This is a genomic window from Streptomyces sp. NPDC059248 (assembly GCF_042753905.1).
In the GTDB taxonomy this organism is placed as follows: Bacteria; Actinomycetota; Actinomycetes; order Streptomycetales; family Streptomycetaceae; genus Streptomyces.
The window spans coordinates 68,876-90,931 of sequence record NZ_JBHYZV010000003.1 but is presented as its reverse complement, the minus strand read 5'-3'; the positions used below and the strand labels follow the sequence as shown (position 1 = coordinate 90,931).

The 22,056-nt window shown below is 70.4% G+C and carries 29 protein-coding genes, 1 tRNA gene, 1 pseudogene and 1 riboswitch; of the genes and pseudogenes, 20 read left to right on the top strand and 11 right to left on the bottom strand.

Going from position 1 to position 22,056, the window contains the following annotated elements; translation table 11 throughout:
- Window positions 1-11: 11 nt before the first annotated feature.
- The 3 genes from ACFXG1_RS02275 to ACFXG1_RS02265 all read right to left on the bottom strand — a co-directional run bounded on the left by ACFXG1_RS02275 (window position 12) and on the right by ACFXG1_RS02265 (window position 1,483).
- On the bottom strand, window positions 12-305 hold the full coding sequence (locus ACFXG1_RS02275; RefSeq protein WP_384715440.1) for a hypothetical protein: 294 nt from the start codon (window positions 303-305) through the stop codon (window positions 12-14).
- 88 nt (window positions 306-393) lie between these two features.
- A complete protein-coding gene (locus ACFXG1_RS02270) occupies window positions 394-726 on the bottom strand; it encodes a PCC domain-containing protein (RefSeq protein ID WP_384715443.1) in 333 nt (110 codons plus the stop codon).
- Window position 727: 1 nt separating this feature from the next.
- Complete coding sequence (locus ACFXG1_RS02265) at window positions 728-1,483, bottom strand: helix-turn-helix domain-containing protein (RefSeq protein WP_384715446.1); 756 nt, start codon at window positions 1,481-1,483, stop codon at window positions 728-730.
- A 256-nt stretch (window positions 1,484-1,739) separates the two neighbouring features.
- Between ACFXG1_RS02265 and ACFXG1_RS02260 the strand changes: the two genes are divergently transcribed.
- The 5 genes from ACFXG1_RS02260 to ACFXG1_RS02240 all read left to right on the top strand — a co-directional run bounded on the left by ACFXG1_RS02260 (window position 1,740) and on the right by ACFXG1_RS02240 (window position 3,210).
- Window positions 1,740-1,931, top strand: coding sequence for a hypothetical protein (locus ACFXG1_RS02260; RefSeq protein WP_384715449.1), 192 nt, complete (start codon window positions 1,740-1,742; stop codon window positions 1,929-1,931).
- 177 nt (window positions 1,932-2,108) lie between these two features.
- The gene (locus ACFXG1_RS02255; protein WP_384724432.1) at window positions 2,109-2,414 is read left to right on the top strand and encodes a hypothetical protein; all 306 of its coding nucleotides are present in this window, start codon (window positions 2,109-2,111) and stop codon (window positions 2,412-2,414) included.
- Window positions 2,411-2,572, top strand: a complete 162-nt coding sequence (locus ACFXG1_RS02250) for a hypothetical protein (protein WP_384724434.1) — start codon at window positions 2,411-2,413, stop codon at window positions 2,570-2,572. The genes ACFXG1_RS02255 and ACFXG1_RS02250 overlap by 4 nt, the downstream gene beginning before the upstream one ends.
- Window positions 2,572-2,874: a hypothetical protein gene (locus ACFXG1_RS02245; RefSeq protein ID WP_384724438.1), complete on the top strand. Its 303-nt coding sequence runs from the start codon at window positions 2,572-2,574 to the stop codon at window positions 2,872-2,874. Before ACFXG1_RS02250 ends, ACFXG1_RS02245 begins: the two co-directional genes overlap by 1 nt.
- An 18-nt stretch (window positions 2,875-2,892) precedes the next feature.
- Complete coding sequence (locus ACFXG1_RS02240; protein ID WP_384740354.1) at window positions 2,893-3,210, top strand: hypothetical protein; 318 nt, start codon at window positions 2,893-2,895, stop codon at window positions 3,208-3,210.
- An 80-nt stretch (window positions 3,211-3,290) separates the two neighbouring features.
- Here the strand turns inward: ACFXG1_RS02240 and ACFXG1_RS02235 are convergent.
- Both ACFXG1_RS02235 and ACFXG1_RS02230 read right to left on the bottom strand, forming a co-directional pair.
- Window positions 3,291-3,500, bottom strand: a pseudogene (locus ACFXG1_RS02235) (IS5/IS1182 family transposase); the annotation flags it as partial.
- A gap of 42 nt (window positions 3,501-3,542) precedes the next feature.
- Window positions 3,543-3,977, bottom strand: coding sequence for a hypothetical protein (locus ACFXG1_RS02230; RefSeq protein WP_384716223.1), 435 nt, complete (start codon window positions 3,975-3,977; stop codon window positions 3,543-3,545).
- Window positions 3,978-4,051: 74 nt separating this feature from the next.
- On the opposite strand from ACFXG1_RS02230, the gene ACFXG1_RS02225 reads away from it, so the two are divergent.
- Together ACFXG1_RS02225 and ACFXG1_RS02220 are read left to right on the top strand one after the other, a co-directional pair.
- Window positions 4,052-4,681, top strand: coding sequence for a class I SAM-dependent methyltransferase (locus tag ACFXG1_RS02225; RefSeq protein WP_098893289.1), 630 nt, complete (start codon window positions 4,052-4,054; stop codon window positions 4,679-4,681).
- Window positions 4,682-4,892: 211 nt separating this feature from the next.
- On the top strand, window positions 4,893-5,546 hold the full coding sequence (locus ACFXG1_RS02220; protein ID WP_384716226.1) for a class I SAM-dependent methyltransferase: 654 nt from the start codon (window positions 4,893-4,895) through the stop codon (window positions 5,544-5,546).
- Window positions 5,547-5,584: 38 nt separating this feature from the next.
- Here the strand turns inward: ACFXG1_RS02220 and ACFXG1_RS02215 are convergent, their stop codons facing one another.
- Complete coding sequence (locus tag ACFXG1_RS02215) at window positions 5,585-6,040, bottom strand: type II toxin-antitoxin system PemK/MazF family toxin (RefSeq protein WP_384716229.1); 456 nt, start codon at window positions 6,038-6,040, stop codon at window positions 5,585-5,587.
- Between the two features lie 250 nt (window positions 6,041-6,290).
- Between ACFXG1_RS02215 and ACFXG1_RS02210 the strand changes: the two genes are divergently transcribed.
- Window positions 6,291-7,043 (top strand): MBL fold metallo-hydrolase, encoded by a 753-nt coding sequence (locus ACFXG1_RS02210; protein WP_384716232.1) that lies wholly within the window; start codon window positions 6,291-6,293, stop codon window positions 7,041-7,043.
- An 82-nt stretch (window positions 7,044-7,125) separates the two neighbouring features.
- On the opposite strand, the gene ACFXG1_RS02205 is transcribed toward ACFXG1_RS02210, so the two are convergent.
- Entirely contained in the window at window positions 7,126-8,391 is a 1,266-nt protein-coding gene (locus tag ACFXG1_RS02205) for a PTS transporter subunit EIIC (protein WP_384716235.1), read from the bottom strand.
- A 339-nt stretch (window positions 8,392-8,730) separates the two neighbouring features.
- Complete coding sequence (locus tag ACFXG1_RS02200) at window positions 8,731-10,026, bottom strand: PTS transporter subunit EIIC (protein WP_384716238.1); 1,296 nt, start codon at window positions 10,024-10,026, stop codon at window positions 8,731-8,733.
- 123 nt (window positions 10,027-10,149) lie between these two features.
- Between ACFXG1_RS02200 and ACFXG1_RS02195 the strand changes: the two genes are divergently transcribed.
- The 4 genes from ACFXG1_RS02195 to rdgB all read left to right on the top strand — a co-directional run bounded on the left by ACFXG1_RS02195 (window position 10,150) and on the right by rdgB (window position 12,711).
- Window positions 10,150-10,488, top strand: coding sequence for a glucose PTS transporter subunit EIIB (locus ACFXG1_RS02195; RefSeq protein ID WP_384716241.1), 339 nt, complete (start codon window positions 10,150-10,152; stop codon window positions 10,486-10,488).
- A 216-nt stretch (window positions 10,489-10,704) separates the two neighbouring features.
- Window positions 10,705-11,445: a ribonuclease PH gene (gene rph, locus ACFXG1_RS02190; protein ID WP_384740346.1), complete on the top strand. Its 741-nt coding sequence runs from the start codon at window positions 10,705-10,707 to the stop codon at window positions 11,443-11,445.
- Between the two features lie 214 nt (window positions 11,446-11,659).
- On the top strand, window positions 11,660-12,043 hold the full coding sequence (locus ACFXG1_RS02185; protein ID WP_384707530.1) for a hypothetical protein: 384 nt from the start codon (window positions 11,660-11,662) through the stop codon (window positions 12,041-12,043).
- A gap of 65 nt (window positions 12,044-12,108) precedes the next feature.
- Window positions 12,109-12,711, top strand: a complete 603-nt coding sequence (rdgB, locus tag ACFXG1_RS02180) for an RdgB/HAM1 family non-canonical purine NTP pyrophosphatase (RefSeq protein WP_384707527.1) — start codon at window positions 12,109-12,111, stop codon at window positions 12,709-12,711.
- An 84-nt stretch (window positions 12,712-12,795) separates the two neighbouring features.
- Here rdgB and ACFXG1_RS02175 read toward each other — a convergent pair.
- Window positions 12,796-12,870: transfer RNA gene (locus ACFXG1_RS02175), tRNA-Leu, on the bottom strand.
- 105 nt (window positions 12,871-12,975) lie between these two features.
- A complete protein-coding gene (bcp, locus tag ACFXG1_RS02170; RefSeq protein WP_384707524.1) occupies window positions 12,976-13,443 on the bottom strand; it encodes a thioredoxin-dependent thiol peroxidase in 468 nt (155 codons plus the stop codon).
- A 175-nt stretch (window positions 13,444-13,618) separates the two neighbouring features.
- On the opposite strand from bcp, the gene ACFXG1_RS02165 reads away from it, so the two are divergent.
- The 4 genes from ACFXG1_RS02165 (at window position 13,619) to ACFXG1_RS02150 (ending at window position 15,765) form a co-directional block, all read left to right on the top strand.
- Window positions 13,619-13,939, top strand: coding sequence for a DUF3618 domain-containing protein (locus tag ACFXG1_RS02165; RefSeq protein WP_384707521.1), 321 nt, complete (start codon window positions 13,619-13,621; stop codon window positions 13,937-13,939).
- 128 nt (window positions 13,940-14,067) lie between these two features.
- Complete coding sequence (locus tag ACFXG1_RS02160; protein WP_384707547.1) at window positions 14,068-14,370, top strand: GroES family chaperonin; 303 nt, start codon at window positions 14,068-14,070, stop codon at window positions 14,368-14,370.
- 125 nt (window positions 14,371-14,495) lie between these two features.
- The gene (locus ACFXG1_RS02155) at window positions 14,496-15,239 is read left to right on the top strand and encodes a DJ-1/PfpI family protein (RefSeq protein WP_384707544.1); all 744 of its coding nucleotides are present in this window, start codon (window positions 14,496-14,498) and stop codon (window positions 15,237-15,239) included.
- Between the two features lie 80 nt (window positions 15,240-15,319).
- A riboswitch (guanidine-III (ykkC-III) riboswitch) is annotated at window positions 15,320-15,397 on the top strand.
- A 47-nt stretch (window positions 15,398-15,444) separates the two neighbouring features.
- Window positions 15,445-15,765 carry a DMT family transporter gene (locus tag ACFXG1_RS02150; protein WP_384302635.1) on the top strand — a complete coding sequence of 107 codons (321 nt, stop codon included), beginning with the start codon at window positions 15,445-15,447 and terminating at the stop codon, window positions 15,763-15,765.
- A 108-nt stretch (window positions 15,766-15,873) separates the two neighbouring features.
- On the opposite strand, the gene ACFXG1_RS02145 is transcribed toward ACFXG1_RS02150, so the two are convergent.
- Window positions 15,874-18,291: a transglycosylase domain-containing protein gene (locus ACFXG1_RS02145; protein ID WP_384740341.1), complete on the bottom strand. Its 2,418-nt coding sequence runs from the start codon at window positions 18,289-18,291 to the stop codon at window positions 15,874-15,876.
- A 249-nt stretch (window positions 18,292-18,540) separates the two neighbouring features.
- Between ACFXG1_RS02145 and ACFXG1_RS02140 the strand changes: the two genes are divergently transcribed.
- The 4 genes from ACFXG1_RS02140 to ACFXG1_RS02125 all read left to right on the top strand — a co-directional run bounded on the left by ACFXG1_RS02140 (window position 18,541) and on the right by ACFXG1_RS02125 (window position 22,039).
- Window positions 18,541-19,341 (top strand): ABC transporter permease, encoded by an 801-nt coding sequence (locus tag ACFXG1_RS02140; RefSeq protein WP_384707514.1) that lies wholly within the window; start codon window positions 18,541-18,543, stop codon window positions 19,339-19,341.
- Between the two features lie 154 nt (window positions 19,342-19,495).
- A complete protein-coding gene (locus tag ACFXG1_RS02135; protein ID WP_384707541.1) occupies window positions 19,496-20,296 on the top strand; it encodes an ABC transporter permease in 801 nt (266 codons plus the stop codon).
- 68 nt (window positions 20,297-20,364) lie between these two features.
- Window positions 20,365-21,315, top strand: a complete 951-nt coding sequence (locus ACFXG1_RS02130) for an ATP-binding cassette domain-containing protein (protein WP_384707538.1) — start codon at window positions 20,365-20,367, stop codon at window positions 21,313-21,315.
- Window positions 21,316-21,340: 25 nt separating this feature from the next.
- Window positions 21,341-22,039 carry a DUF1707 domain-containing protein gene (locus ACFXG1_RS02125; RefSeq protein WP_384707511.1) on the top strand — a complete coding sequence of 233 codons (699 nt, stop codon included), beginning with the start codon at window positions 21,341-21,343 and terminating at the stop codon, window positions 22,037-22,039.
- Window positions 22,040-22,056: the final 17 nt, after the last annotated feature.

Genomic DNA, 22,056 nt, shown 5'->3' with positions numbered 1-22,056 from the left:
TGCTGCCGTCGTCATCGCTCCAGGTCCCTTCGGCCCGGGGCGTCTCCCGTGGAGATCGCCCTCCGTCGGCGCACCGAGTCCGCGCACCACTCCTCCAACGCCTGCCGTACGGCAAGGGACACCGAACCTGCCCCCGAACGGTGCCCGGACAAGTGGAGTGCGAGTTCGTCCACGCGTCGGGTGATCGTGGTCAGCCGGTGCTCGACCGGCAGCACGAGTACGGGCGTGAGCGCGTCCATGACCCCTTCGGGGTGCCCGGAGCCCGCCAGGGCGGCGGCGCGGCTGAGGTGGATCTGGGCCTCCATGCCGTACGGCCGCAGGGGCTGGTCCCGAAGCCGCTCCTGGGCTCTGGTGGCTTCGGTCAGCGACTGGTCCTCTCCCGCTCCTGTGCGGTCAGGGACAGGGGATGACGTAGACGCGTGCGAAGTGGGTTCCGATGTCGGCCTCGTGGAGGTGTCCGGCGATGCCCCGGTCGCCTTCGACTCCCATGACGGCATGGACGTGGGCGAATCCGTTGCGGATCTCCCCGGTGCCGGTCATTTCGGCGGGCAGGTCGTAGGAGGTGATGTCGTCCTTGAGGGCGTCGCCCTCGGGCATGGTGGAGATCGTGAACCGGTCCACGGCTCCGATGAGGGACACGATCGCGGCGTCGGTGATCCCCGCTTTGGCCGCTTGCCGGTTCACGGATTGCATGAGTTCGTCGTTCTTGATTTCGAAGACCAGCAAGTCAGTTCCATCCGATCATGGGTGACAGTTCCCGCAGCATGACGGATGAGCACCAACGCGCGCCAGCGTCCCGGGCATTCGTGGACTCCTGTGCGAATCGCGACGCGAGGAAGTGTGCCCTTGGCGCGTAGGCGTCCGGATTGGTCACGATGCGACCGGCTGTCGTCCAGTCGACGGCGCATACGCGGGACGTCACCGCCGTCATGTAGAGGTGGCGCACTTCGTCGTCATGGGTGAGGACCTGCGCGACCTTGGTCGCATGGTCCTGACCCGGCAACTTGGCTACGACTCCAGCGGCGTTGACGCGTAACACGGACGTTGCCGCGTCCTGCATCCACCGTGTGAGGTGCGATACCGACGCCTTGTCCACCATGGACGCGATGACGATGTCCGTGCCGTGCGTGGTCTGGATCGTTGCCAGGGGTGTGGCGTCCCGACCGGCGATGCTCGTCACCAGTTGTGACGCGAGTTGTCCGTGTGCCGCAACGAGTGCTGAAAGGCTCATGAAAGATCGTCGATTCACGCGGTCGAGGGTAGCTTCGCCCTTCAGCGAATCGAAAGAGACATCGAAGACCTTGGCCAGGTGTTGAAGCCAGAAGTCTCCGGGAATCACCTTCCCGCCTTCCCAGCGCTTTACCGCGTCCCGTCCGGGTGCACCATGAGGTTCTTCTGCGGAAACGGCGAGTTGGTCGGCTAGCTGGGCCTGAGTCCAGCCTCTTGCACCGCGTAAGTCACGGATGAGCTGTCCGATCGGCATGCGGGCCATGATGCCCCCCTCCGTGCCCCTCCGTAATCGAGTCGGCACAGATACATCTATACGAGCGGGTCGACAGCCAGCAGCTTGATGGCAGAGCTTGTCGAACCGCCCTCCCGTACCGACTGGAACCCGACCGCCCAGAACAAGGCGGAACGGCCCCATACACAAGGAGGGCACATGGCTGACCGGATGAACGCGGTCAACGTGGCCCACGGCAGCAAGCCGACTGGCACACATAGGGAAGAGGCGGTCCACGGTGACCACTAACCCCTCACCCCAACCCGGGATCGCCCCCGAGTACTGCGTGTACTGCGGGCGGCTGGTGGAACGGGCCGAGGAGAACCTGTTGATGCTCGGGTTCTCGGCGTCCGGGGCGCGGCCGTCGTTGTACGCGCACCCCGAGTGCCCGCAGCCGCGCAGGATTCCCCGCCGGACCGGGCGGGCCTGAAGGCTCCCGTGTGCGGTGGCCCACGCCCCGTGCACGGGTGACCGGTCCCGGCCCCGTAAACCACCCCCGGCGCGGGGCCGGGACCACCCACACCTGAAACCAAGACGCCCCGAGGAACCGCCGTTAACGGATCCGTCGGGGCTCGACCCACCAGCCCTACAGGAGCTGATTCGTCGTATGAACGACTTTATCGCCGACCTCGTCGCCCGGTTACGGACTTGGCTGAAGCCGCGCCGCCGACCCACCGTCATCGTCGTCATCCAGCCCCCGCCCCCGGTCGACCCGTGGACCCGCCCCTGGACCAGCCCCTCCCAGGACGAAGCCCGCGAGATCCTGCGCCAGCGGGCCACCGCCACCACCACCGGAACCGCCGCACCGCCGGGTGCGCGGCGGCTGATCATCGCGCGTAACGGGCTCCGGTTCGAACAGCCCGTCGCCGTACGCGCCGCCCGGCCGGGTCCGGCGTGGACGTGGATCCGGTGACCCGCGACGGGCTCCTCGCCAAGCCCCCACAGCCCTCCACCGCCGAGTGCACCGTCTGCGGACGGGACACGACGGCCCCGGTCGAGGTCCACCCCGGACAGCACACCTGCCCCGAGCACATCCTCGACGCCCTCACCAGGCAAGGAGTTCCGGCGTGATCCTCACCCAGGTCTTTCCCCGCTCGATCACCGACGTCACCACGTGCGAAGCGTGCTGGCGCGCACCGGTGACCATCGCACGGATCACCCCCACCACCCGCGACCTCCTCTGCACCCCCTGCGCCCACGACCACACCCCACCCCGCACCAGCCTCTTCCCACCCCTCGGCATCTACCGCCTCACCCACCGCGCACTCGACATGGGCAAACACGGAAAACCCCGACCCCAACTCCCCCCGGACCCAGGCCCCCACCCACCCAAGCCGACACCGAAGTCCCCACCCGGCACCCCACCCGTCTGAAGCGGCGATACTGCCCGGGTGACTTCACCGATCGGGCCCGTCATCCTCTTCGACGACGACCACTACATGTACGTCCTCCGGGACCAGGCGCTCGCCGAAGCATGGTGGGAGATGCCCGACGAATACACCCGCGGATTCGACGCGCTGGCCCGGCCCCTGCGCATGACGGGTGAGCCTCACCGCGTCCGCCTCGGGCTGACCGGTGCCGAGCCGGACGAGGCCGGGCTGCGCCGCCTGGTCGCGGACCACTACCGACACCACCTCCGCGACCAGGCACCACCCGAAGCGACCACCCTCGCGGAGTTCGTGGCGGCCCTGCCCCGCGAAGGCCGGTAACCGCGCGACACCAGTACAGAACCCCTGCCCGGAGCAGTCCCGGTCGGTGTTGTGAAGCTCGCCAGGTGTCGGCCACAGTTTGATAGCTGCCGCAACGTCAAGTTGGTGCGCCAGTAGGCCGTGACCAGCAGCACCCGATCCTCCAGCGGCAGGCTCCATGGCCGGCCTCTGCGAACCGCGTCAGCCCCCTCGTGCCGCAGCTGTGCCACCAACGTGCCGAAGGAGCGGGGGCTCAACCCGGTGAACGGGGCTATCCAGGACGGCTGCGACGCCGTGATCACACCAGCCACTGCGGGAGCCTCACACGGTTCTCGCAGTGGCTGGTGTGTTGATCACTTGCTGGACAGGCGAAGGTCGCCGGACCAGGTCTCACACCGGACACGACCGGAGTCGAAGGTGATCTCCAGCGCGATCCGCCCGTTGTCCGGGACGCTTTCTTCGCTGACTAACAGCACCGTCTCGCCAAGGTGATCCGCGAACGGGGTTTCACCGCTGATCGGCGCCACCTCGACGCGGCCTGACTCCGCCATGTCGTATCCCGCGAAGGGGTCCGCTGCCTCCACGATCAGGCACCAGTCCGAACCGGTCGTGATGCGCGTGGCAACCGCTTTGTTGTCGATCAGCCACACGTCCAGTGGGCCGGACGGAGCCTCTGAGTCATAGAGGTGCCACGAGGCGACTACTCGCTCAAGACGGCGTCCGACCAGGTAGTCAGGACGCACACCGACCCCGTGCAACGGGCACTCGCTCACCATCTTCGGCTCCACGTGTTGACCGTACCGTCAGGCAAACCCCCAGCTCACGTCCTTATGCGGGACAGCCCTTAGATAGAGTCCTGCCCGTGGCAAATCATCAGGACGACACCAGGACGGCCTACGACGGTGTCGTCGAGCTGTACGCATCGCTGTTCGCAAACCGGCTGGAGACACAACCTTTCTCCCGGGCCATGATCGGCACCTTCGCCGAACTGGTGCGCGCGACGGGCAACCCGCGGGCAGCGGACGTCGGGTGCGGGCCCGGACATCTGACAGCCATGCTGCACGAACTGGGCCTGGACGCCTTCGGACTCGACCTTGCCCCCGGCATGGTCGACCACGCCCGGCAGGCCCATCCGGCGCTGCGCTTCCAAGAGGCGCGGATGGAATCCCTGCCGATCGAGGACGGCGCGCTCGGCGGCGTGCTGGCCCACTACTCGATGATCCACACCCCTCCGGGGGAGCTGCCGGAGCTACTCTCCGAACAGGTACGCGTCCTGGCGCCGGATGGCCTGCTCCTGGTCTCCTTCTTCGGGACCGACGGACAAGAACCGGTTCGCTTCAACCACAAAGTGGCGCCCGCCTACAGCTGGCCGGCAGATAGCCTCGCTGAACTGCTGGCCGATGCCGGTCTCGATCCCTTCGCCCGGCTGCTCCACGATCCGGCCTCTGAACGGGGTTTCCTCGACGCCCACCTGCTGGCCCGCCGCTCGTAGGTCCTGCCCGGCAATACCCGCCAGATGTCGGCGCATATCCGGGCTGCCAGCTCGACGGACGCTCGCTGGTCCGACGGGAATTGTCAGACAGGCCCTAGGGCGAGAAGGGGCCACCGCTCTCGCGAACGGTGGCCCCTGCGGCAGGTCCGCGAACGGATGAACAACGACAAGAGACGGTGATCGAGACCGTCGTATGAGTAGCGTGCCGCGCATGAGTGTGGAGAGCTACTGGGACCGGTACGCCGAGAATCCGATCACTGTCGAGGAGTCGTTGCGGAACGGCTTCGACTGGACCCAGTACCCCGGGCACGGGCCCGGTGAGGAGTTGTTGGGGCAGCCGGAGAAGGTGCTCGAACTCGGGTGCGGCACCGGTGACGCGCTCGCGCATCTGACCCGTAAAGGCATCGAAGGCGTCGGAGTCGACCTCTCGCCCCGGCAGATCGAGTACGCCACCGAGCGATGGGGGCACCAACCGGGGACGCGCTTCGTCCGGGCCGACGCCCTCGGGTTTCTCACCGGTGGCGACGCCGGGCGGTTCGACGCCGTCTACTCGGTCTGGGGCGCCCTGTGGTTCGCGGATCCCCGCGAGTGGGCCCCCGCCGTATGCGCGCGTCTCGCCGAGCGGGGCGTCCTCGTGTTCTCGTGCGCGCCGCCCGTGGAGGGGTGTTACGGCGCCCAGGGAATGTACGGCAATGGCTTCCGGGGCGAGATCTCCCCGGTCCTGCGCTGGGCTTACACGCCCCGGATGTGGGAGGAGATCCTCCGCGACGCGGGCTTCGGGGAGGTCCACGCGAAGGTGTTCGAGGCGCCCGATCCGAAGAACCTCGGCACACTGATCGTCCGGGCGGCTCGCAGCGCCGCCTGATCTGCCCGGGTGATCGAATACAACGTCACGCGGAGCCGTCACCCCGCCAGGTGCCGGACCCGTGTCCACAGCTCCGGCGGGAGCGTGCCCGCCTTGCGGCGGAAGGAGCGCAGGGGGACGTCGCGGAGTTCGTCCGTCTCCAGATAGCTCGCGCGGCCCCGGGCGTCGCCGACCGTGCCCGGGGGGAGGGGGATCACGCCCGCGCGGTCCCGGGCGTCGGGGCGGCTGGTGATCTTGGCGACGCGGGCCGTTCTCGGGGAGACCCGGAGGACGAGGCAGGGGCGGTCCTTGGAGCCGGGGCCGTCCTCGTAGGGGACGTCCGCCCACCAGATGTCGCCCGCCCGGGGGCGGTGGCCCCGCAGGACCGGGGGGCGGGACGGCGGGCGGCGCTCCGGGGGACGGCGGCCCCCTCGGCCGGGGGCGTCGACCAGGGCGACGATCAGGGCGAGCAGGACGACCGCTCCGGCCAGGTAGGGCCACCACGACGTGTTCACGGAATCGACCGTACCGACGCTCCCCGGGCATCGCACGCTCCGCGCGCCCCGTACGCGCGCCCTTGTGCCGTCCGAATCGGTGACACCCCAGGTGAGTTCCCCCACAACGCCCGGCGCAGGAGGAGCGGGCACCCCTTTTGCGCTTTACGCTCGACGGACCGCACGACCCGGTCCATCCCCCGCGCCTCCGGGCACAGGGGGCACTCAGACAGCACCCCTCACCCTCCCCGTCCACGGAGGTCCCAGCTCCATGAAGCTCACCGTCGTCGGCTGCTCGGGGTCGTTCCCGTCCGCGGAATCGGCCTGCTCGAGCTACCTCGTCGAGGCCGACGGCTTCCGGCTGCTTCTCGACATGGGCAATGGCGCCCTCGGCGAGTTGCAGCGCCATATCGGTCTCTACGACCTCGACGCGATCTTCCTCAGCCATCTCCACGCCGACCACTGCATCGACATGTGCGGATACTTCGTCGCGCGCTACTACCGCCATGACGGCGGGCGCTGCCCGGCGATCCCGGTCTACGGCCCCGAGGGCACGGAGCACCGGCTGACCACGGCGTACGCGGACACCCCGTCGCCGTCCGCGATGGGCGAGGTCTTCGACTTCCACACCCTGAAGTCCGGCAGCTTCGACATCGGGCCGTTCGCCGTCCGTACCGAGCGGGTCGCGCATCCCGTGGAGGCGTACGGGATCCGGGTGGAGCACGGCGGCCGTGCGCTGGCGTACTCCGGTGACACCGGGGTCTGCGAGCCGCTGTACGAGCTGGCGGCCGGGGCGGACCTCTTCCTCTGCGAGGCGTCCTTCACCCACGGCAAAGAGGACATCCCGGGCCTCCACCTCAACGGCCGGGAGGCCGGTGAGCTGGCGCACCGGGCGCAGGCCGGGCGGCTGCTGCTGACCCACATCCCGCCGTGGACCGACGCGGGCCGCAATCTCGCCGACGCCCGGGAGATGTTCCCCGGGCCGGTCGAGCTGGCCGCGGCCGGGGTCTCGTACACCGTTTGACAAGCGGAGATACGGGCGGAGAACGCGTACGGCCCCGGGCACTCAAGGGTGCCCGGGGCCGTACACGTACCAAGGGGAGGGGTTACTTCGACTCCGCCTTCTGGAGCTCCGCCAGCTCGTCGTCGGACTCGCGGCCCGGCGTCGGCAGGTTGAACTTGGTGATCGCGAACCGGAAGACCACGTAGTAGACCGCTCCGAAGCCCACCCCGACCAGGGCCAGGCCCCATGGGTTGGACGCGATGCCCAGGTTCAGCAGGAAGTCGATCGCGCCCGCCGAGAAGCCGAAGCCGTCCCGCATCCCGAGTGCCCAGGTCAGGGCCATCGAGACACCGGTGAGCACCGCGTGGACCGCGTACAGCACCGGGGCGATGAACATGAAGGTGAACTCGATGGGCTCCGTGACGCCCGTGACGAAGGACGTCAGCGCGAGGGAGAACATCATGCCGCCGACCACCTTGCGCCGCTCCGGGCGGGCGCAGTGGACGATCGCGAGACAGGCCGCGGGAAGCGCGAACATCATGATCGGGAAGAACCCGGTCATGAACTGACCCGCCTCGGGGTCGCCGGCCAGGAAGCGGGCGATGTCGCCGCTCTTGCCCTCGTACTCACCGGCCTGCAGCCACGGGAAGGAGTTCAGCAGGTGGTGCATGCCGATGGGGATCAGGGCCCGGTTGGCGACACCGAAGATGCCCGCGCCCGCCGCGCCGGAGCCGACCAGCCACTCACCGAAGTTGTGCAGCACGGTACCGAGGACCGGCCAGATCAGACCGATGACGATCGCGATGAGCAGACCCGCGAAGGCGGAGAGGATCGGCACCAGGCGGCGGCCGCCGAAGAAGCCGGCCCAGTCGGGCAGCTTGGTCCGGTAGAACCGCTGGTAGAGCAGGGCGACCACGAGGCCCATCACCACACCGCCGAGGACCTTGGCATCCACCGGCGCCGCTTCATGGACGATCTTGCCGTCGACGACCTTGGCGACCTCGGGCAGGTTCTTGTCGGTGAACTGGGCCAGCACGTTCTTGAAGACGAGATAGCCGGTGACGGCCGCGAGGGCGGTCGAGCCGTCCGACTTCTTCGCGAAGCCGATCGCGATACCGACGGCGAAGAGCAGCGGCATGTTGTCGAGCAGCGCGTTGCCGCCCGCCGACATATACCCGGCGATCTTCTGTATCAGATCCGGGAACGAATCGCGTCCCAGCATGTCGGTCTGGCCGAAGCGGACCAGAAGCGCGGCCGCGGGCAGGACCGCGACCGGCAGCATCAGGCTGCGGCCGATGCGCTGCATAACAGCCATCGCGCCCGCGCCCTTCTTCTTCTGGGGCGCGGGGGCGTCACTCGCCGTGGACATGAGCATCCTCCAGTGGGCAAGGCGGCGCCCAGGGGGACGGGCAGGGGGATGGCGTCGCCTTGAGGGAATCGGGGGTACGAAACCCAGCCCAGTGGGACCGACCAGGAGGAACGCTCCGCTGGTCTACACCACTGAGTGGTTTAGACCTGTTGTAGCACGGCCGAACGTGTCGGGGATAGATAAGAAACCTTTGAAATTCTGTGGCATGGAGCATAGGTAACAATTCGGGCAAGAGGCCGAGTTCACCCGCGAAACCGGAAAAGCCCCGGCCCCCGCACACGGCGGGGGCCGGGGCCTGCTCCGGGCGCCGCGAACGCGGCGCCCACCGTTCGGTGTTCGTTACTTGACGTTGTCCTTCTCCTGCTGCTCGCCCACGTCCTCCGGCTCACGCCCCGGCGTCGGCAGCTTGAAGAAGGTGATGGCGAACCGGAAGATCACGTAGTACACCACCGCGAAACAGAGCCCGATCGGGATGATCAGCCACGGCTTGGTCGCCAGGCTCCAGTTGATCACGTAGTCGATCAGTCCGGCCGAGAAGCTGAACCCGTCGTGGACCCCGAGCGCCCAGGTCACCGCCATCGAAACGCCGGTCAGTACGGCGTGGATCGCGTACAGCGCCGGCGCCACGAAGAGGAACGAGTACTCGATCGGCTCGGTGATCCCGGTGACCAGCGACGTCAGCGCCACCGAGAGCATCAGCCCGCCGACCTCCTTGCGGCGGTGCGGGAAGGCGGTATGGGTGATCGCCAGCGCGGCCGCGGGGAGCGCGAACATCATGATCGGGAAGAATCCGCTGGTGAACTGGCCCGCGGCCGGGTCGCCCGCCAGGAACATCGAGATATCGCCGTGCACCGTCGTGCCGTCGGGCTTGGTGTAGCTGCCGAGCTGGAACCAGATCGGCACATTGAGGAACTGATGCAGACCGATCACGAGCAGCGCCCGGTTGGCGACACCGAAGATCCCGGAACCCCAGGCCCCGAGGCCGACCAGCCAGTCGCTGAAGTGCTCCAGACCGGTACCGATCGGCGGCCAGATCCACAGGCAGAGCGCGGCGAAGGCGATCGCCACGAACGCCATGATGATCGGCACCAGCCGCCGGCCGTTGAAGAAGCCCAGCCAGTCCACCAGCTTGGTGCGGTGGAACCGCTGCCAGAAGTACGCGGCCAGCAGACCCATCACGATCCCGCCGAACACCCCCGGATTCTGATACAGGAAGGGGGTGAACGTCCCGTCGGTGTGGGCGCAGCCGCCGCCCGCCGCCTTCGACCCGGGGGTGCACTCGATCGGGAACTGCCGCAGCACGCCCCGGTAGACCAGGAAGCCCGCGACGGCGGCGAGCGCCGTCGAGCCGTCCGACTTCTTCGCCATCCCGATGGCGACACCCACACAGAACAGCAGCGGCAGCCCCAGCTCGGGATCGAGCAGCGCCCCGCCCGCCCCCGCCATCACCTTGGCGACGTCGTTCCAGCCCAGACCCTCGGCACCGAAGACGTCCGGCTGGCCGAGCCGGTTGATGATGCCCGCGGCGGGCAGGACGGCGATGGGCAGCTGGAGGCTGCGCCCCATCTTCTGGAGCCCCTGGAAGAACCCGCTCCAGGGGGACCGGCCCCGGGCCGCCACACTCTCGGACGCCATCGGCACTTCCTCCCGGGGTCGAACGGGCCTGGTTTGGCAGGTCGCGCAGACTGGTGTAGACCAGTCGCGGTACATTCGCGCGACCGTGAACGTCATCATTGGGTACGAACCGGTTACTCGCCCGTGAAGTTGGGCCAACCGTGCGTTACCTTGACCAAGCGGCCGATCGCGGGCCGTCGCAGCGCCGAGCGACCCGTCGAGGGCGCCGGGGAACATCAGGGAGAAGACATGGCCACGAAGGCTGAGAAGATCGTCGCCGCGCTCGGCGGAGTCGACAACATCGAAGAGGTCGAGGGCTGCATCACCCGTCTCCGGACCGAGGTCATCGACCCGGCCAAGGTCGACGAGGCCGGTCTCAAGGCCGCCGGGGCCCATGGTGTCGTCAAGATGGGTACCGCGATCCAGGTCGTCATCGGCACGGACGCCGACCCGATCGCCGCGGAGATCGAGGACATGATGTGACCTTCCCGGTCACCCCGCGCCCGGGCCCACTCCGACCCACCGGAGCGGGCCCGTACGTGTGTTCAGGGGGTACGTCCCCGGAGGCGGCACCCGGGCCTGGGGTGCGGCACCCGGGCCCGGACGCGGGGTACCGGCCCCGAGCGGCCCCGGCCCCGGACCCGTACCAGGAGAAATACACCGGACGGACCAGTGTCGATCTGCCGATAGGCTCGGGCCATGTCTCGCATCGACGGCCGCACCGCCGAACAGCTCCGTCCCGTCACCATCGAACGCGGGTGGAGCAAGCACGCCGAGGGCTCCGTCCTCGTCTCCTTCGGCGACACCAGGGTCCTCTGCACCGCCTCCTTCACCGAGGGCGTGCCCCGCTGGCGCAAGGGCAGCGGCGAGGGGTGGGTGACCGCGGAGTACTCGATGCTGCCGCGCGCCACCAACACCCGGGGCGACCGGGAGTCCGTCCGCGGCCGGATCGGCGGACGCACCCATGAGATCAGCCGGCTGATCGGCCGCTCCCTGCGGGCCGTCGTCGACACCAAGGCCCTCGGCGAGAACACCGTCGTCCTCGACTGCGACGTCCTCCAGGCCGACGGCGGCACCAGGACCGCCGCGATCACCGGCGCGTACGTCGCCCTCGCCGACGCCGTCACCTGGGCCCGCGGCCGCAAGCTGATCCGCGCCGGACGGCAGCCGCTGACCGGCACCGTCGGCGCCGTCTCCGTCGGCATCGTCGACGGCGTCCCCCTCCTCGACCTGCGCTACGAGGAGGACGTCCGCGCCGACACCGACATGAACGTCGTCTGCACCGGCGACGGCCGCTTCGTCGAGGTCCAGGGCACCGCGGAGGCCGAGCCCTTCGACCGCAAGGAACTGAACGCCCTCCTCGACCTGGCCGCCGGCGGCTGCGCCGACTTGGCCGCGCTCCAGCGCGCCGCCCTGGAAGAGGCCGGGCCCGACGCCTGACGTACGGGCCCGACACCTGACCTACGGGCCGGAAGCCTGACCTACGGAGGCGCGCCCGGCCGCACGGGGTGACGCCCGACCGTACGCGTTACGGCACGGCGAGCAACCCCCGACGCCAGGACCGGCGTCTTCGGGAGTACGGGCGCACGGTCACCACCGTGCGCCCGGCCAGGCCGGGGACCGACCCCGGTTTCTCCGGGGGGAGGACTCCGCCATGCCCGCGCGCCGCCGTATCGCCGTCACGCTCGCCGCAGCCGCGCTCACCGTGCCCGTCATCACCGGGTGCGACGCCGTCGACACCGCCCTCGACTGCCTCGACACCGCCGAGGCCATCACCAGCAGTCTCGACAACCTCCAGAGCGCCATTTCCAACGCCGCCGAGAACCCGACGGAGGCGCGGAAGTCGCTGGAGGAGATCGAGAAGGAGCTGAAGAGCCTCAACGACAAGTCGGACAACGCCGATCTGGACAAGGCCGTCAAGGATCTCGACAAGGGGCTCGACAACATCCGCAAGGCGATCGAGAGCAACGAGAACACGGTCGACATCGGTCCGCTGAAGGACGCCAGCAAGGAGATCCGCAAGGTCTGCACGCCGTGACCCTCCGGGGTGGGAGCCTGTGACCCGCCCCCGGGGCGGAGTGACGGCGGGTCGATAATCGGGGCATGAACCGCATCGTTCTCGCCACCCGTAACGCCGGGAAGATCACCGAGCTGAAGGCCATCCTCGTCGCCGCGGGACTGCCGCACACGCTGGTCGGCAGCGCCTCCTACCCCGAGATTCCGGATGTCAAGGAGACCGGGGTGACCTTCGCCGAGAACGCGCTGCTCAAGGCGCACGCCCTGGCGCAGGCGACCGGGCTGCCCGCCGTCGCCGACGACTCCGGTCTCTGTGTGGACGTCCTCGGTGGCGCCCCCGGCATCTTCTCCGCCCGCTGGGCCGGCACCCACGGCGACGACCTCGCCAATCTGAACCTGCTGCTGGCGCAGCTCTCCGACATCGACCCCGAGCACCGCGGCGCCCACTTCTTCTGCGCGGCGGCCCTCGCACTGCCCGACGGCACCGAGCGCGTCGTCGAAGGCCGTCTCCTCGGCACCCTGCGGCATGTACCCGCGGGCACCAACGGCTTCGGCTACGACCCGATCCTCCAGCCCGAGGGCATGGACCGGACCTGCGCCGAGCTGACGCCCGACGAGAAGAACGCGATCAGCCACCGCGGCAAGGCGTTCCGGGCCCTCGTGCCCGTGATCCGCGAACTCGCCGGCTGACACCGCCCGGAAGTCCGCCACTCGTGCCGTCGTACGCGACAGGGCGCGGCCCCCTTCCGGGAGCCGCGCCCTCGCGTTCGACCATGAGCCCGGTGGGACTCGAACCCACGACACACCGGACCTAAACCGGCGCCCTCTAGCCAGCTGGGGTACGGGCCCCCGTCGCCGCTCACTCTACTGGCTGCGGTGCCCCGCCCCCGCCGGATATCGGCCGGTGATCGGCGCCCCGGCGGGTATCGAAAACCGGCTGGGGCACCGGTCGGGTCAGATCCCCAGATCCTTGATGATCTTGGCGACATGGCCGGTCGCCCGGACGTTGTAGAGGGCCCGCTCGACCTTGCCCTCCTCGTCCACGACGACCGTGGACCGGATGACACCGGTGACGACCTTCCCGTACAGCTTCTTCTCCCCGAACGCGCCGTACGCCCGCAGGACCTCCTTCTCCGGGTCGCCGACCAGCGTGACCTTCAGGTCCTCCTGCTCCCGGAACCTGGCCAGCTTCTCCGGCTTGTCCGGCGACACCCCGATCACGTCGTAACCGGCCCCGGCCAGGACGTCCAGGTTGTCGGTGAAGTCGCAGGCCTGCTTGGTGCAGCCGGGCGTCAGGGCCGCCGGGTAGAAATAGACGATGACCTTACGGCCCCGGTGGTCCGCGAGGGACACCTCGTTGCCGTCCGCGTCGGGCAGGGTGAAGTCGGGGGCAAGGTCGCCGGTCTCGAGACGGTCGCTCATGCTCTTCGGGCTCTCCTCGGAAGGTGTGCGTGGTGTACGCCGTCGAGCGTAATGGGGGTGCCGTGGGGTGCGACGGCGGCAGAGCTGACAGACTGTCGAGGAAGAATCGCCGGATCCGTACGGGAATCCGTACCGGAACCCGACGAGCCACGGAACCAACCACGGAGGCGGCGCGGTGTCGGACGCGAGGACCCCAGCGCAGATCGAGGCGGACATCGTGCGGCGGCGCGGCCGGCTGGCCGAGACGCTCGACGAGATCGGGGTACGGGTACACCCCAAGACCATCGTCGGGGACGCCAAGGCGCAGGTCGCGTCCCAGGTGGACCAGGCCAAGGGCCGGGCGCTGGACGCGGTGCAGCGCACCGTCGACAACGTACGCGCCCGGTTCGTCACCGAGGACGGCGCCGCCCGTCTGGAGCGGGTCGTCCCGGTCGCCCTGGTCGTCGTCGGCCTGGTCGGGCTGCTCGCCGTCTCGTCCCGTAAGAGCAAGGGCTGATCCGGCGTGTTCCCACGGCTCCCGGGGCCCCGGCGGGCGCCGGCCGGCGGGAGTACGGGTAGGTTGCACGCGTGAGCGCCGACACCACCCGAGACACCAGTACCCAGCACGACAAACTCCCCATCAGGATGCTGCACGACCGCGTGCTGGTGAGGACCGACATCCCGGAGGGCGAGCGGCGCTCCAGCGGCGGCATCGTGATCCCCGCGACGGCGGCGGTGGGCCGCCGGCTGTCGTGGGCCGGGGTGGTCGCCGTCGGCCAGAGCGTCCGGACCGTGGAGCCCGGTGACCGGGTGCTCTACGACCCCGAGGACCGGGCCGAGGTCGAGGTGCGCGGTGTGGCGTACGTCCTGATGCGCGAACGCGACCTCCACGCCGTCGCCGCCGACCGCTTCCAGGGCTCCGAGGACAGCACCGGGCTCTACCTGTAGCCGCGGCGGATCCACGGCGCCGGCGGATCGATGGTTCCGGCGGGCCCGGCGGGAACTCCCCGTACGCGGGGGCCGACTCCTGAAGGAGACCGACCCCCGCCGAACAGGAGACCCGCATGCCGCCCATGAACCGCCGGGACGCCCTCCGTACCTCGACCGCGCTCGGTGCCGCCGGAGCCCTCGGCGCCGCCGCCGGAACGGCCCCGGCCGCCGCGGGCAGCCGTGAACCGTCCGACCGCCGGACGGGACCGCTGCGCGTCCAGGTCGTCATGTTCGACGGCGTGGAGGAGCTGGATTTCGCCGCCCCGTACGAGGTCTTCGCCGCGGCCCGGTTCTTCACCCCGCGCCCGGTCGAGGTCGGCTATGTCACGGCCGACGGTTCCGGCGGTGTCACCGCCTCCTACGGCACCCGGATCCGGGGCCTCGGCCCCTGGGAGCCCGACGAGGCCGATGTCCTCGTCGTCCCCGGCGGCGGCTACGGCCGCGCGGACAGCCCCGGTGTACGGGCCGAGATCGCCCGCGGCACCCTGCCCGCGGCCCTGGCCCGCGCGATACGCCCCGGGCTCACCATCGGCGCCGTCTGCACCGGTGTCATGCTCTGCTCCGCCGCCGGGCTCACCCGGGGCCGCCCCTGCACCACCCACCACCGGGCGCGGGCCGATCTGGAGCGGCAGGGCGGGATCCTCAAGAACGCCAGGGTCGTCGACGACGGCGATCTGGTGACGGCCGGCGGCATCACCTCCGGCCTCGAACTCGCCCTCCGGCTGGTCCGCCGGGAACTGGGCGCGGACGCGGCCCTCGGGATCGAGACGATGCTGGAGTACGAGGCACGCGGCACGGTCTGGACACCGGACCCGGCACGGCGCTGACCGCCGCCGGGCCGCCCGTCGCGGCCGTGGTAACCATCCCCGATGGCTGAAAACGGCCCTGGTGACCCAGGTCACCGGGGCCTTTGCCCCCGCTTTGCTAAGGTTGGGGCATCCCGACGAGACGCGCCGTACCGGGTCAGCCGCAAAGACGACGCACCCCTGGAAAGAAGCCCGTGAAGGGCTCGGACGTCTCGGAGGTGCCGTCATGGCATGGGTTCTGCTGATCATCGCCGGTGTGCTGGAAGTCGGCTGGTCGATCGGAATGAAGTTCACCGAGGGCTTCACCAAGCTCTGGCCCAGCGTGTTCACCGGCGCGGGCATCGTCGCCAGTATGTTCCTGCTGGCGCAGGCCGCGAAGACCCTTCCGATCGGTACCGCCTACGGCGTCTGGGTCGGTATCGGTGCCGCGGGTGCCGCGATCGTCGGCATGGTCGCCCTGAACGAGCCCGTGACCGCGGCCCGGATCTTCTTCGTCTCCCTGCTGCTCGTCGCGGTCGTCGGCCTGAAGGCCACCTCCGGCCACTGAGCCGCACCCCTCATCGCCGAGGCGCCGCACCCTTCCCCCGGGGCGCGGCGCCTCGGTCCGTCTCATCCCCCGGGCCGGTCAGTACGGGCGGCGCGGGGCGCGGGCGGTTCAGTACGGGCGGCGCGGGGCGCGGCCGGTCGGCAGGGGAGCCACGCCCCCGGCCCCGGCACCTGGGCCCGGTCCCGGCTCCTGGTCCCGGAACACGTCGCCCGGGCCCTCCGGCAGGCCGATGGGGCCGCCGCCGGCCGGTGGTACGTCCCCGATCCCCGGCGGCGGCGACGGCGGGACCTCCTCCGGCGGCGGCGGCACGGTGACCACCGGCGGCGGGCTCGCCCCCGGCGGCGCGGTCGACACCTCGTCCGACGGACCTGCGCTCGTCGGCGCCCCCGTCTCCCCGTCCGGCGACGCCCGCTCCGTCGACCCGGGTCCCTCGTCGTACGTCCCCTCCTCCACCACCAGCTCGAAGTCCCTGATCCCGGTCTCCTCCAGGGCGTCCCCGGTGAACTGGCCCCAGACCCGCGCGGGCGCCCCGCCGCCGTTGATCCGGGGCAGCCCCATCGCCCCGTACAGCGGCTTCTGCACCCCCGTCTCCGGGTCCTGGCCCATCACCGCCACCACCGTCGCCAGATCGGGTGTGTACCCGGCGAACCAGGCCGCCTTGTCCTCCTCCGCCGTGCCCGTCTTCCCGGCCGCCGGACGGCCCGCCGTCTGCGCCGCCGTACCCGTACCGCCCTCCACGACGCCCTGAAGCACCGCCGTCGTCGTATCGGCGGCCTCCCGGCTCACCACCCGCCGCTCCCGCCGCTCCGGCAGCACCACGGTCGCGCCGTCCTTGCTGACGCTCGCCACCAGCGTGTACCCGCCGCGGCGCCCGTGGTTGGCGAGGGTCGCGTACGCCTCCGCCATGTCCAGCACGCTCGCCGTCGCCGGACCCAGCGCGATCGACGGCGACGCCGACAGATCGGGGGTGCTCGCCGGGAGGCCGAGGGCGATCGCGGTCCGCTTCACCTCCGCCGGGCCGACGTCCACCGCGAGCTGGGCGTAGACCGCGTTCACCGACTTGTCCGTGGCCGTCGCCACGGTGATCGGGCCGTACGAGGTCCCGTCCTCGTTCTCGGGGGCGTACCGGCCCCCGCTCCAGCCCCGCACCGGGCGCCGGTCGTCGCCGTCGTACACCGTCGCCGGGGTGATCCGGCGGCCGTCCTGGGTGCGGGAGCCGTGCTCGACCGCGGCCGTGAGCACGAACGGCTTGAACGTGGAGCCGACCTGGTAGTCCCGCCGGGTGGCGTTGTTGACGTACTGCCGGGTGTAGTCGACCCCGCCGTACAGCGCCACCACCCGGCCCGTCGCCGGGTCGATCGAGGCGCCGCCCACCCGTACGTTGCGGTCCGCCGACCGCCGCTCCGGATCCAGCTTCGCCGTCACCTGCTCGGTCACGGCCTTCACGAAGGCGTCCTGCTTGGGCCGCTCCAGCGTCGTGGTGATCCGGTAGCCGCCCGCCGCGAGGGTCTGCTCGTCCACGATCCCCCGGGACGTCAGATACTCCTCCACCGCCTGCACGACATAGCCCCGCTGCCCCGAAAGGCCCGTCGCCGGACGGGCGCTGAGCGGGGTGGGGAAGACCATCGACGCCCGCTCGGCCGGGGTCAGCCAGCCCGTCTTCACCATGCCGTCGAGCGTGTAGTTCCAGCGGGCCAGCGCCGCGGGCCGGTTCTCCGGGTGGGTGGTGACGTCGAACGCGCTCGGCGCGTTCAGCAGCGACGCCAGATAGGCGCCCTCGGCGGTGGTCAGCTTCGACACGTCCGTCCCGTAGTACGCCTGCGCCGCCGCCTGCGCCCCGTACGCGTTCCGGCCGAAGTAACTGGTGTTGAGATACCCCGCCAGGATCTGGCTCTTGCTCTGCTCCCGGCCCAGCTTGATCGCGATGAAGAACTCCTTCCACTTCCGCGACAGGGTCTGCTCCTGGCCGAGGTAGTAGTTCTTCACATACTGCTGGGTGATGGTGGAGCCGGACTGCTTGCCCTTGCCGGCCAGGGTGTTCCAGGCGGCGCGGACCATCGCCTTGGGGTCGACCGCCCGTTCGGCGTAGAAATCGCGGTCCTCGGCGGCGAGCACCGCCCGCTGCACCGTCAGCGGAATCTGCGCCAGGGGGACGTTCTCCCGGTTGACCTCGCCGTCGACGGCGAGCCTGCCGCCGTCCTCGTACAGATAGACATTGGACTGGGCGACGGCCGTCGCGTTCGCGGACGGGATGTGCACCAGGGCGTATCCGGCGGCGAAGGCGGCGACGAGCAGCGCGCCCACGACGACGATCCCGGCCAGCAGCATCCGCCAGGTCGGGATCGCCCGCCGCCAGCCGGTCCGGCGGCGCCTCGGCTTCCGGCCCGGGCCGCGCCCTGCCTCGGGCCCCGCCCCCGGCCCTCCCGGCCCCGGTCCTGGTTCCCACTCCGGCGTCCGTTCCCGCCCGGGCCCGGACGCGGTCGCGTCCCGGGGGCTCCACCCCGGTCGCGGTGGCTGCTCGCTCATAGGCACATACTGCACTTTTCGGTCTGCTGTTCCCCGGACCCGCACGGGTGAGGGCCGGGGAAAACGGGTCGCGCGGCACCCGGCCGCGTACTAGGCTCCTGCGTTTTGGCACCCGGGCCTCCCGCGGCGCCCACGGTCCGGGAACGCCGGGCGCCCGGAGACAACGGCACGACGCGACAGCACGGTTCTGGGGAACCGCGACGGCACGCCACCGGGCACAACGAGACGCGACAGGGGAGGGAAACGCACGTGCGGCTGTACGGAGTCGTGGCCGTCGGCGGATTCCGGCGGTTCGCGGCCTATCGGATGGCGACTCTGGCCGGGGTGTTCACCAACACCGTCTTCGGCTTCATCATCGCCTACACCTATATCGCCCTCTGGGACCAGCGTCCCCACCTCGGCGGTTACGACGTCGAACAGGCCCTCACCTACGTCTGGCTCGGGCAGGCGCTGCTGATGGCCTGCGCCATGATGGGCGGCGGCTTCGAGACCGAGCTGATCGAACGGATCCGTACCGGCGACGTCGCGATCGACCTCTACCGGCCCGCCGACCTCCAGGCGTTCTGGCTCGCCGCGGACCTCGGCCGGGCCTGCTTCCATCTGCTGGGCCGCGGCGTCGTCCCGATGACGATCGGCGCCCTCGTCTTCGAACTGGCCCTGCCCTCGTCGGCGCTGACCTGGATCGCGTTCCTGCTGTCGGTGGCGCTGGGGCTGATCGTGAGCTTCGCCTTCCGGTTCCTGGTCGCGCTCTCCGCGTTCTGGCTGCTGGACGGGGCCGGAGTCACCCAGATCAGCGCCCTGGTGGGGATGTTCTTCTCCGGGATGCTGCTCCCGCTGAACGTCTTCCCCGGCGTCCTGGGCGATATCGCCCAGGCGCTCCCGTGGTCGTCGTTCCTCCAGGTCCCGGCCGATGTCCTGCTCGGCGTCCGCACCGGCACCGGACTGATCGAGGCGTACGCCTTCCAAGCGGGCTGGGCCGTCGCCCTGCTGGCGGCGGGACGGGCGCTCCAGACGGTGGCGACGCGCCGGGTGGTGGTCCAGGGTGGCTGAGCCGACGATTCCGGAACGGCCCGCGCCCATTCCGGAACGGCCCGCGCCGATTCCCGGGCCGGTCCCCGCGGCGACTCCTGATCCGGCTCCCGCGCCCGTTCCCGCACCCCGGTCCGGTCCGGCGGGCGAGAAGGCGTACGACCCCGCGGGACCGCTGGCCGGGCTGCGCGCGTACGGGCTGATCACGGCCATGTGGATCCGTTCGACGCTGGCCTACCGCACCTCCTTCGCGATGACGCTCGTCGCCAGCTTCGCCTTCAGCGTCTTCGACTTCGTCGCCGTCGTGCTGATGTTCTCCCATATCGACACCCTCGGCGGTTACACCCTCGGCGAGATCGCCCTCCTCTACGGGATCGCCTCCACCGGCTTCGGCCTCACCGACCTTTTCCTCGGCTCCACCGACCGGCTCGGGCGGCGGGTCCGCGACGGCACCCTCGACAGCTTCCTCGTCCGCCCCGTGCCCGTACTCGCCCAGCTCGCCGCCGACCGGTTCGCCCTGCGCAGGCTGGGCCGCGTCACCCAGGGCCTGGTCGTCCTCGGCTACGCGCTGGCCGTGGTCGACATCGCGTGGACCCCGCTGAAGGTGCTGCTGCTGCCGGTGGCGGTGGTCAGCGGCGCCACGATCTTCGGGGCGCTGTTCGTGGCCGGGGCGGCGTTCCAGTTCTGGGCGCAGGACGCGGCCGAGGTACAGAACTCCTTCACGTACGGCGGGATCACCATGGTCCAGTACCCGCCCACGGTCTTCGCCCAGGACCTGGTCCGCGGTGTGACCTTCGTCGTCCCCCTCGCCTTCGTCAGCTGGCTCCCCGGCCTCTACATCCTGGGGCGGCCCTACCCGGTCGACGTACCGCAGTGGTTCGCCTTCGCCCCGCCGCTGGTCGCCGCGGGCTGCTGCGCGCTGGCCGGCCTCGCGTGGCGCGCGGGCCTCCGTACCTACCGCAGCACAGGGAGCTGACCGTGACCACGACCCCGACGGACACCGAGACCCCCCGGTCCGGCGACACGGACGGCACCGAAGCCGTCATCGAACTCACCGACGTCGAGAAGGTCTTCGACGTCCGCCGCAAAACAGGACTGCTGCGGCGGGAGAAACAGCAGGTGAGGGCCGTGGACGGGATCTCCTTCCGGGTCCCGCGCGGCGAGATGGTCGGCTACATCGGCCCCAACGGCGCCGGGAAGTCCACCACCATCAAGATGCTCACCGGCATCCTCACCCCCAGCGGCGGCCGGGTCAGGGTCGCCGGGATCGACCCGTCCCGCGAGCGCGCCCGGCTGGCCCGCCGGATCGGTGTGGTCTTCGGCCAGCGGACGACGCTCTGGTGGGACCTGCCGCTGAGGGACTCGTACCGGCTCGTCCATCGGATGTACCGCATCCCGGACCGGCGCTACCGGGAGAACCTCGACCGCTGCGTCGACCAGCTCGACCTGGCCGACCTGATGGACGTCCCGGTCCGCCAGCTCTCCCTCGGCCAGCGGATGCGCGGCGACATCGCGGCGGCCCTGCTGCACGACCCCGAGGTGCTCTATCTCGACGAACCCACGATCGGACTCGACGTCGTCTCCAAGGCCAAGGTCCGGGAGTTCCTCCGGGAACTCAACGCGGAACGGTCCGTCACGGTCCTCCTCACCACCCACGACCTCACCGATATCGAACAACTGTGCCGTCGGGTGATGGTCATCGACCACGGACGGCTGATGTACGACGGCCCGCTCACCGGCCTCCACGAGATCGGCGAGAGCGAGCGGATCCTCGTCGTCGACCTGGAGCGCGAGCTGCCGCCGCTGGAGACGGAATCCGCCCGTACGGTGAAGGTCGACGGCCCCCGGCAGTGGCTGGCCTTCCCCGCCGGACGGTCGGCCGCGCCCCTGGTCGCCGAGGTCGCCGCCGCGTACCCCGTGGTGGATCTGTCGATCCGCGAACCGGACATCGAGGCCGTGATCGCCAGGATGTACGCGGATCGTCCGGGGGCCTGATGTCCGGCTGACTATCCTTTCCGGTATGAGTGAACTCCCTGAGATGCGGGCCTCGGACACCGAACGCGAACGGATCGCCGAACAGCTCCGCGAGGCGGTGGCCGAGGGCCGGCTCACCATGGAGGAGTTCGAGGAACGCCTCGACGCGACCTACAAGGCCCGTACCCACGGCGAACTGGAACCGCTCGTCAGCGATCTGCCGGTGGCGGGCGGCGCCGCCACGGCCCCGGCCACCGCGCCCACCGCCGTCCCGCAGCGCTGGAGCGACCGCATCGGCGGTGTCGCCACCTCCAAGCTGGCCGTCGCGGTCTGGGGCGGCTTCGGCCGCAAGGGCCGCTGGACGGTCCCCAGGGCGTTCAACGCCTTCGCCGTGATGGGCGGCGGCGAGCTGGACCTCCGCGAGGCCCACTTCGAGGAGCGCGACGTCGTCATCCGCTGCTGGGCGATCATGGGCGGGATCGATGTCATCGTGCCGCCCGAGCTGAACGTCGAGGTCAACGGCTTCGGCCTGATGGGCGGCTTCGGCGAGGAGGGCGGCGGCGACGAGGGCGCCCCCGACCCCGGCGCCCCGCGCGTCCGGATCCTCGGCCTGGCCCTGATGGGCGGCGTCGGAGTCCGCCGCAAGCGCACCAGGGCCGACCGCCTCCGCCTGAAGGCCGAACGCGACGAGGCCCGCCGCCAGGGCCGTCTCGACAAGGGCGACGACTACCGCCAGCTGGGCTGACCCCCCTGCCCCGGGCA

Excerpts from the sequence above, each read along its gene's own strand:
- ACFXG1_RS02125 (WP_384707511.1), top strand. The coding sequence starts at position 21,341 with ATGAGTGAACTCCCTGAGATGCGGGCCTCGGACACCGAACGCGAACGG.
- ACFXG1_RS02275 (WP_384715440.1), bottom strand. The coding sequence starts at position 305 with ATGGAGGCCCAGATCCACCTCAGCCGCGCCGCCGCCCTGGCGGGCTCC.
- ACFXG1_RS02150 (WP_384302635.1), top strand. The coding sequence starts at position 15,445 with ATGGCATGGGTTCTGCTGATCATCGCCGGTGTGCTGGAAGTCGGCTGG.
- ACFXG1_RS02210 (WP_384716232.1), top strand. The coding sequence starts at position 6,291 with ATGAAGCTCACCGTCGTCGGCTGCTCGGGGTCGTTCCCGTCCGCGGAA.
- bcp (WP_384707524.1), bottom strand. The coding sequence starts at position 13,443 with ATGAGCGACCGTCTCGAGACCGGCGACCTTGCCCCCGACTTCACCCTG.
- ACFXG1_RS02155 (WP_384707544.1), top strand. The coding sequence starts at position 14,496 with ATGAACCGCCGGGACGCCCTCCGTACCTCGACCGCGCTCGGTGCCGCC.
- rdgB (WP_384707527.1), top strand. The coding sequence starts at position 12,109 with ATGAACCGCATCGTTCTCGCCACCCGTAACGCCGGGAAGATCACCGAG.
- ACFXG1_RS02145 (WP_384740341.1), bottom strand. The coding sequence starts at position 18,291 with ATGAGCGAGCAGCCACCGCGACCGGGGTGGAGCCCCCGGGACGCGACC.
- ACFXG1_RS02265 (WP_384715446.1), bottom strand. The coding sequence starts at position 1,483 with ATGCCGATCGGACAGCTCATCCGTGACTTACGCGGTGCAAGAGGCTGG.
- rph (WP_384740346.1), top strand. The coding sequence starts at position 10,705 with ATGTCTCGCATCGACGGCCGCACCGCCGAACAGCTCCGTCCCGTCACC.
- ACFXG1_RS02255 (WP_384724432.1), top strand. The coding sequence starts at position 2,109 with ATGAACGACTTTATCGCCGACCTCGTCGCCCGGTTACGGACTTGGCTG.
- ACFXG1_RS02205 (WP_384716235.1), bottom strand. The coding sequence starts at position 8,391 with ATGTCCACGGCGAGTGACGCCCCCGCGCCCCAGAAGAAGAAGGGCGCG.
- ACFXG1_RS02220 (WP_384716226.1), top strand. The coding sequence starts at position 4,893 with ATGAGTGTGGAGAGCTACTGGGACCGGTACGCCGAGAATCCGATCACT.
- ACFXG1_RS02160 (WP_384707547.1), top strand. The coding sequence starts at position 14,068 with ATGCTGCACGACCGCGTGCTGGTGAGGACCGACATCCCGGAGGGCGAG.
- ACFXG1_RS02185 (WP_384707530.1), top strand. The coding sequence starts at position 11,660 with ATGCCCGCGCGCCGCCGTATCGCCGTCACGCTCGCCGCAGCCGCGCTC.
- ACFXG1_RS02200 (WP_384716238.1), bottom strand. The coding sequence starts at position 10,026 with ATGGCGTCCGAGAGTGTGGCGGCCCGGGGCCGGTCCCCCTGGAGCGGG.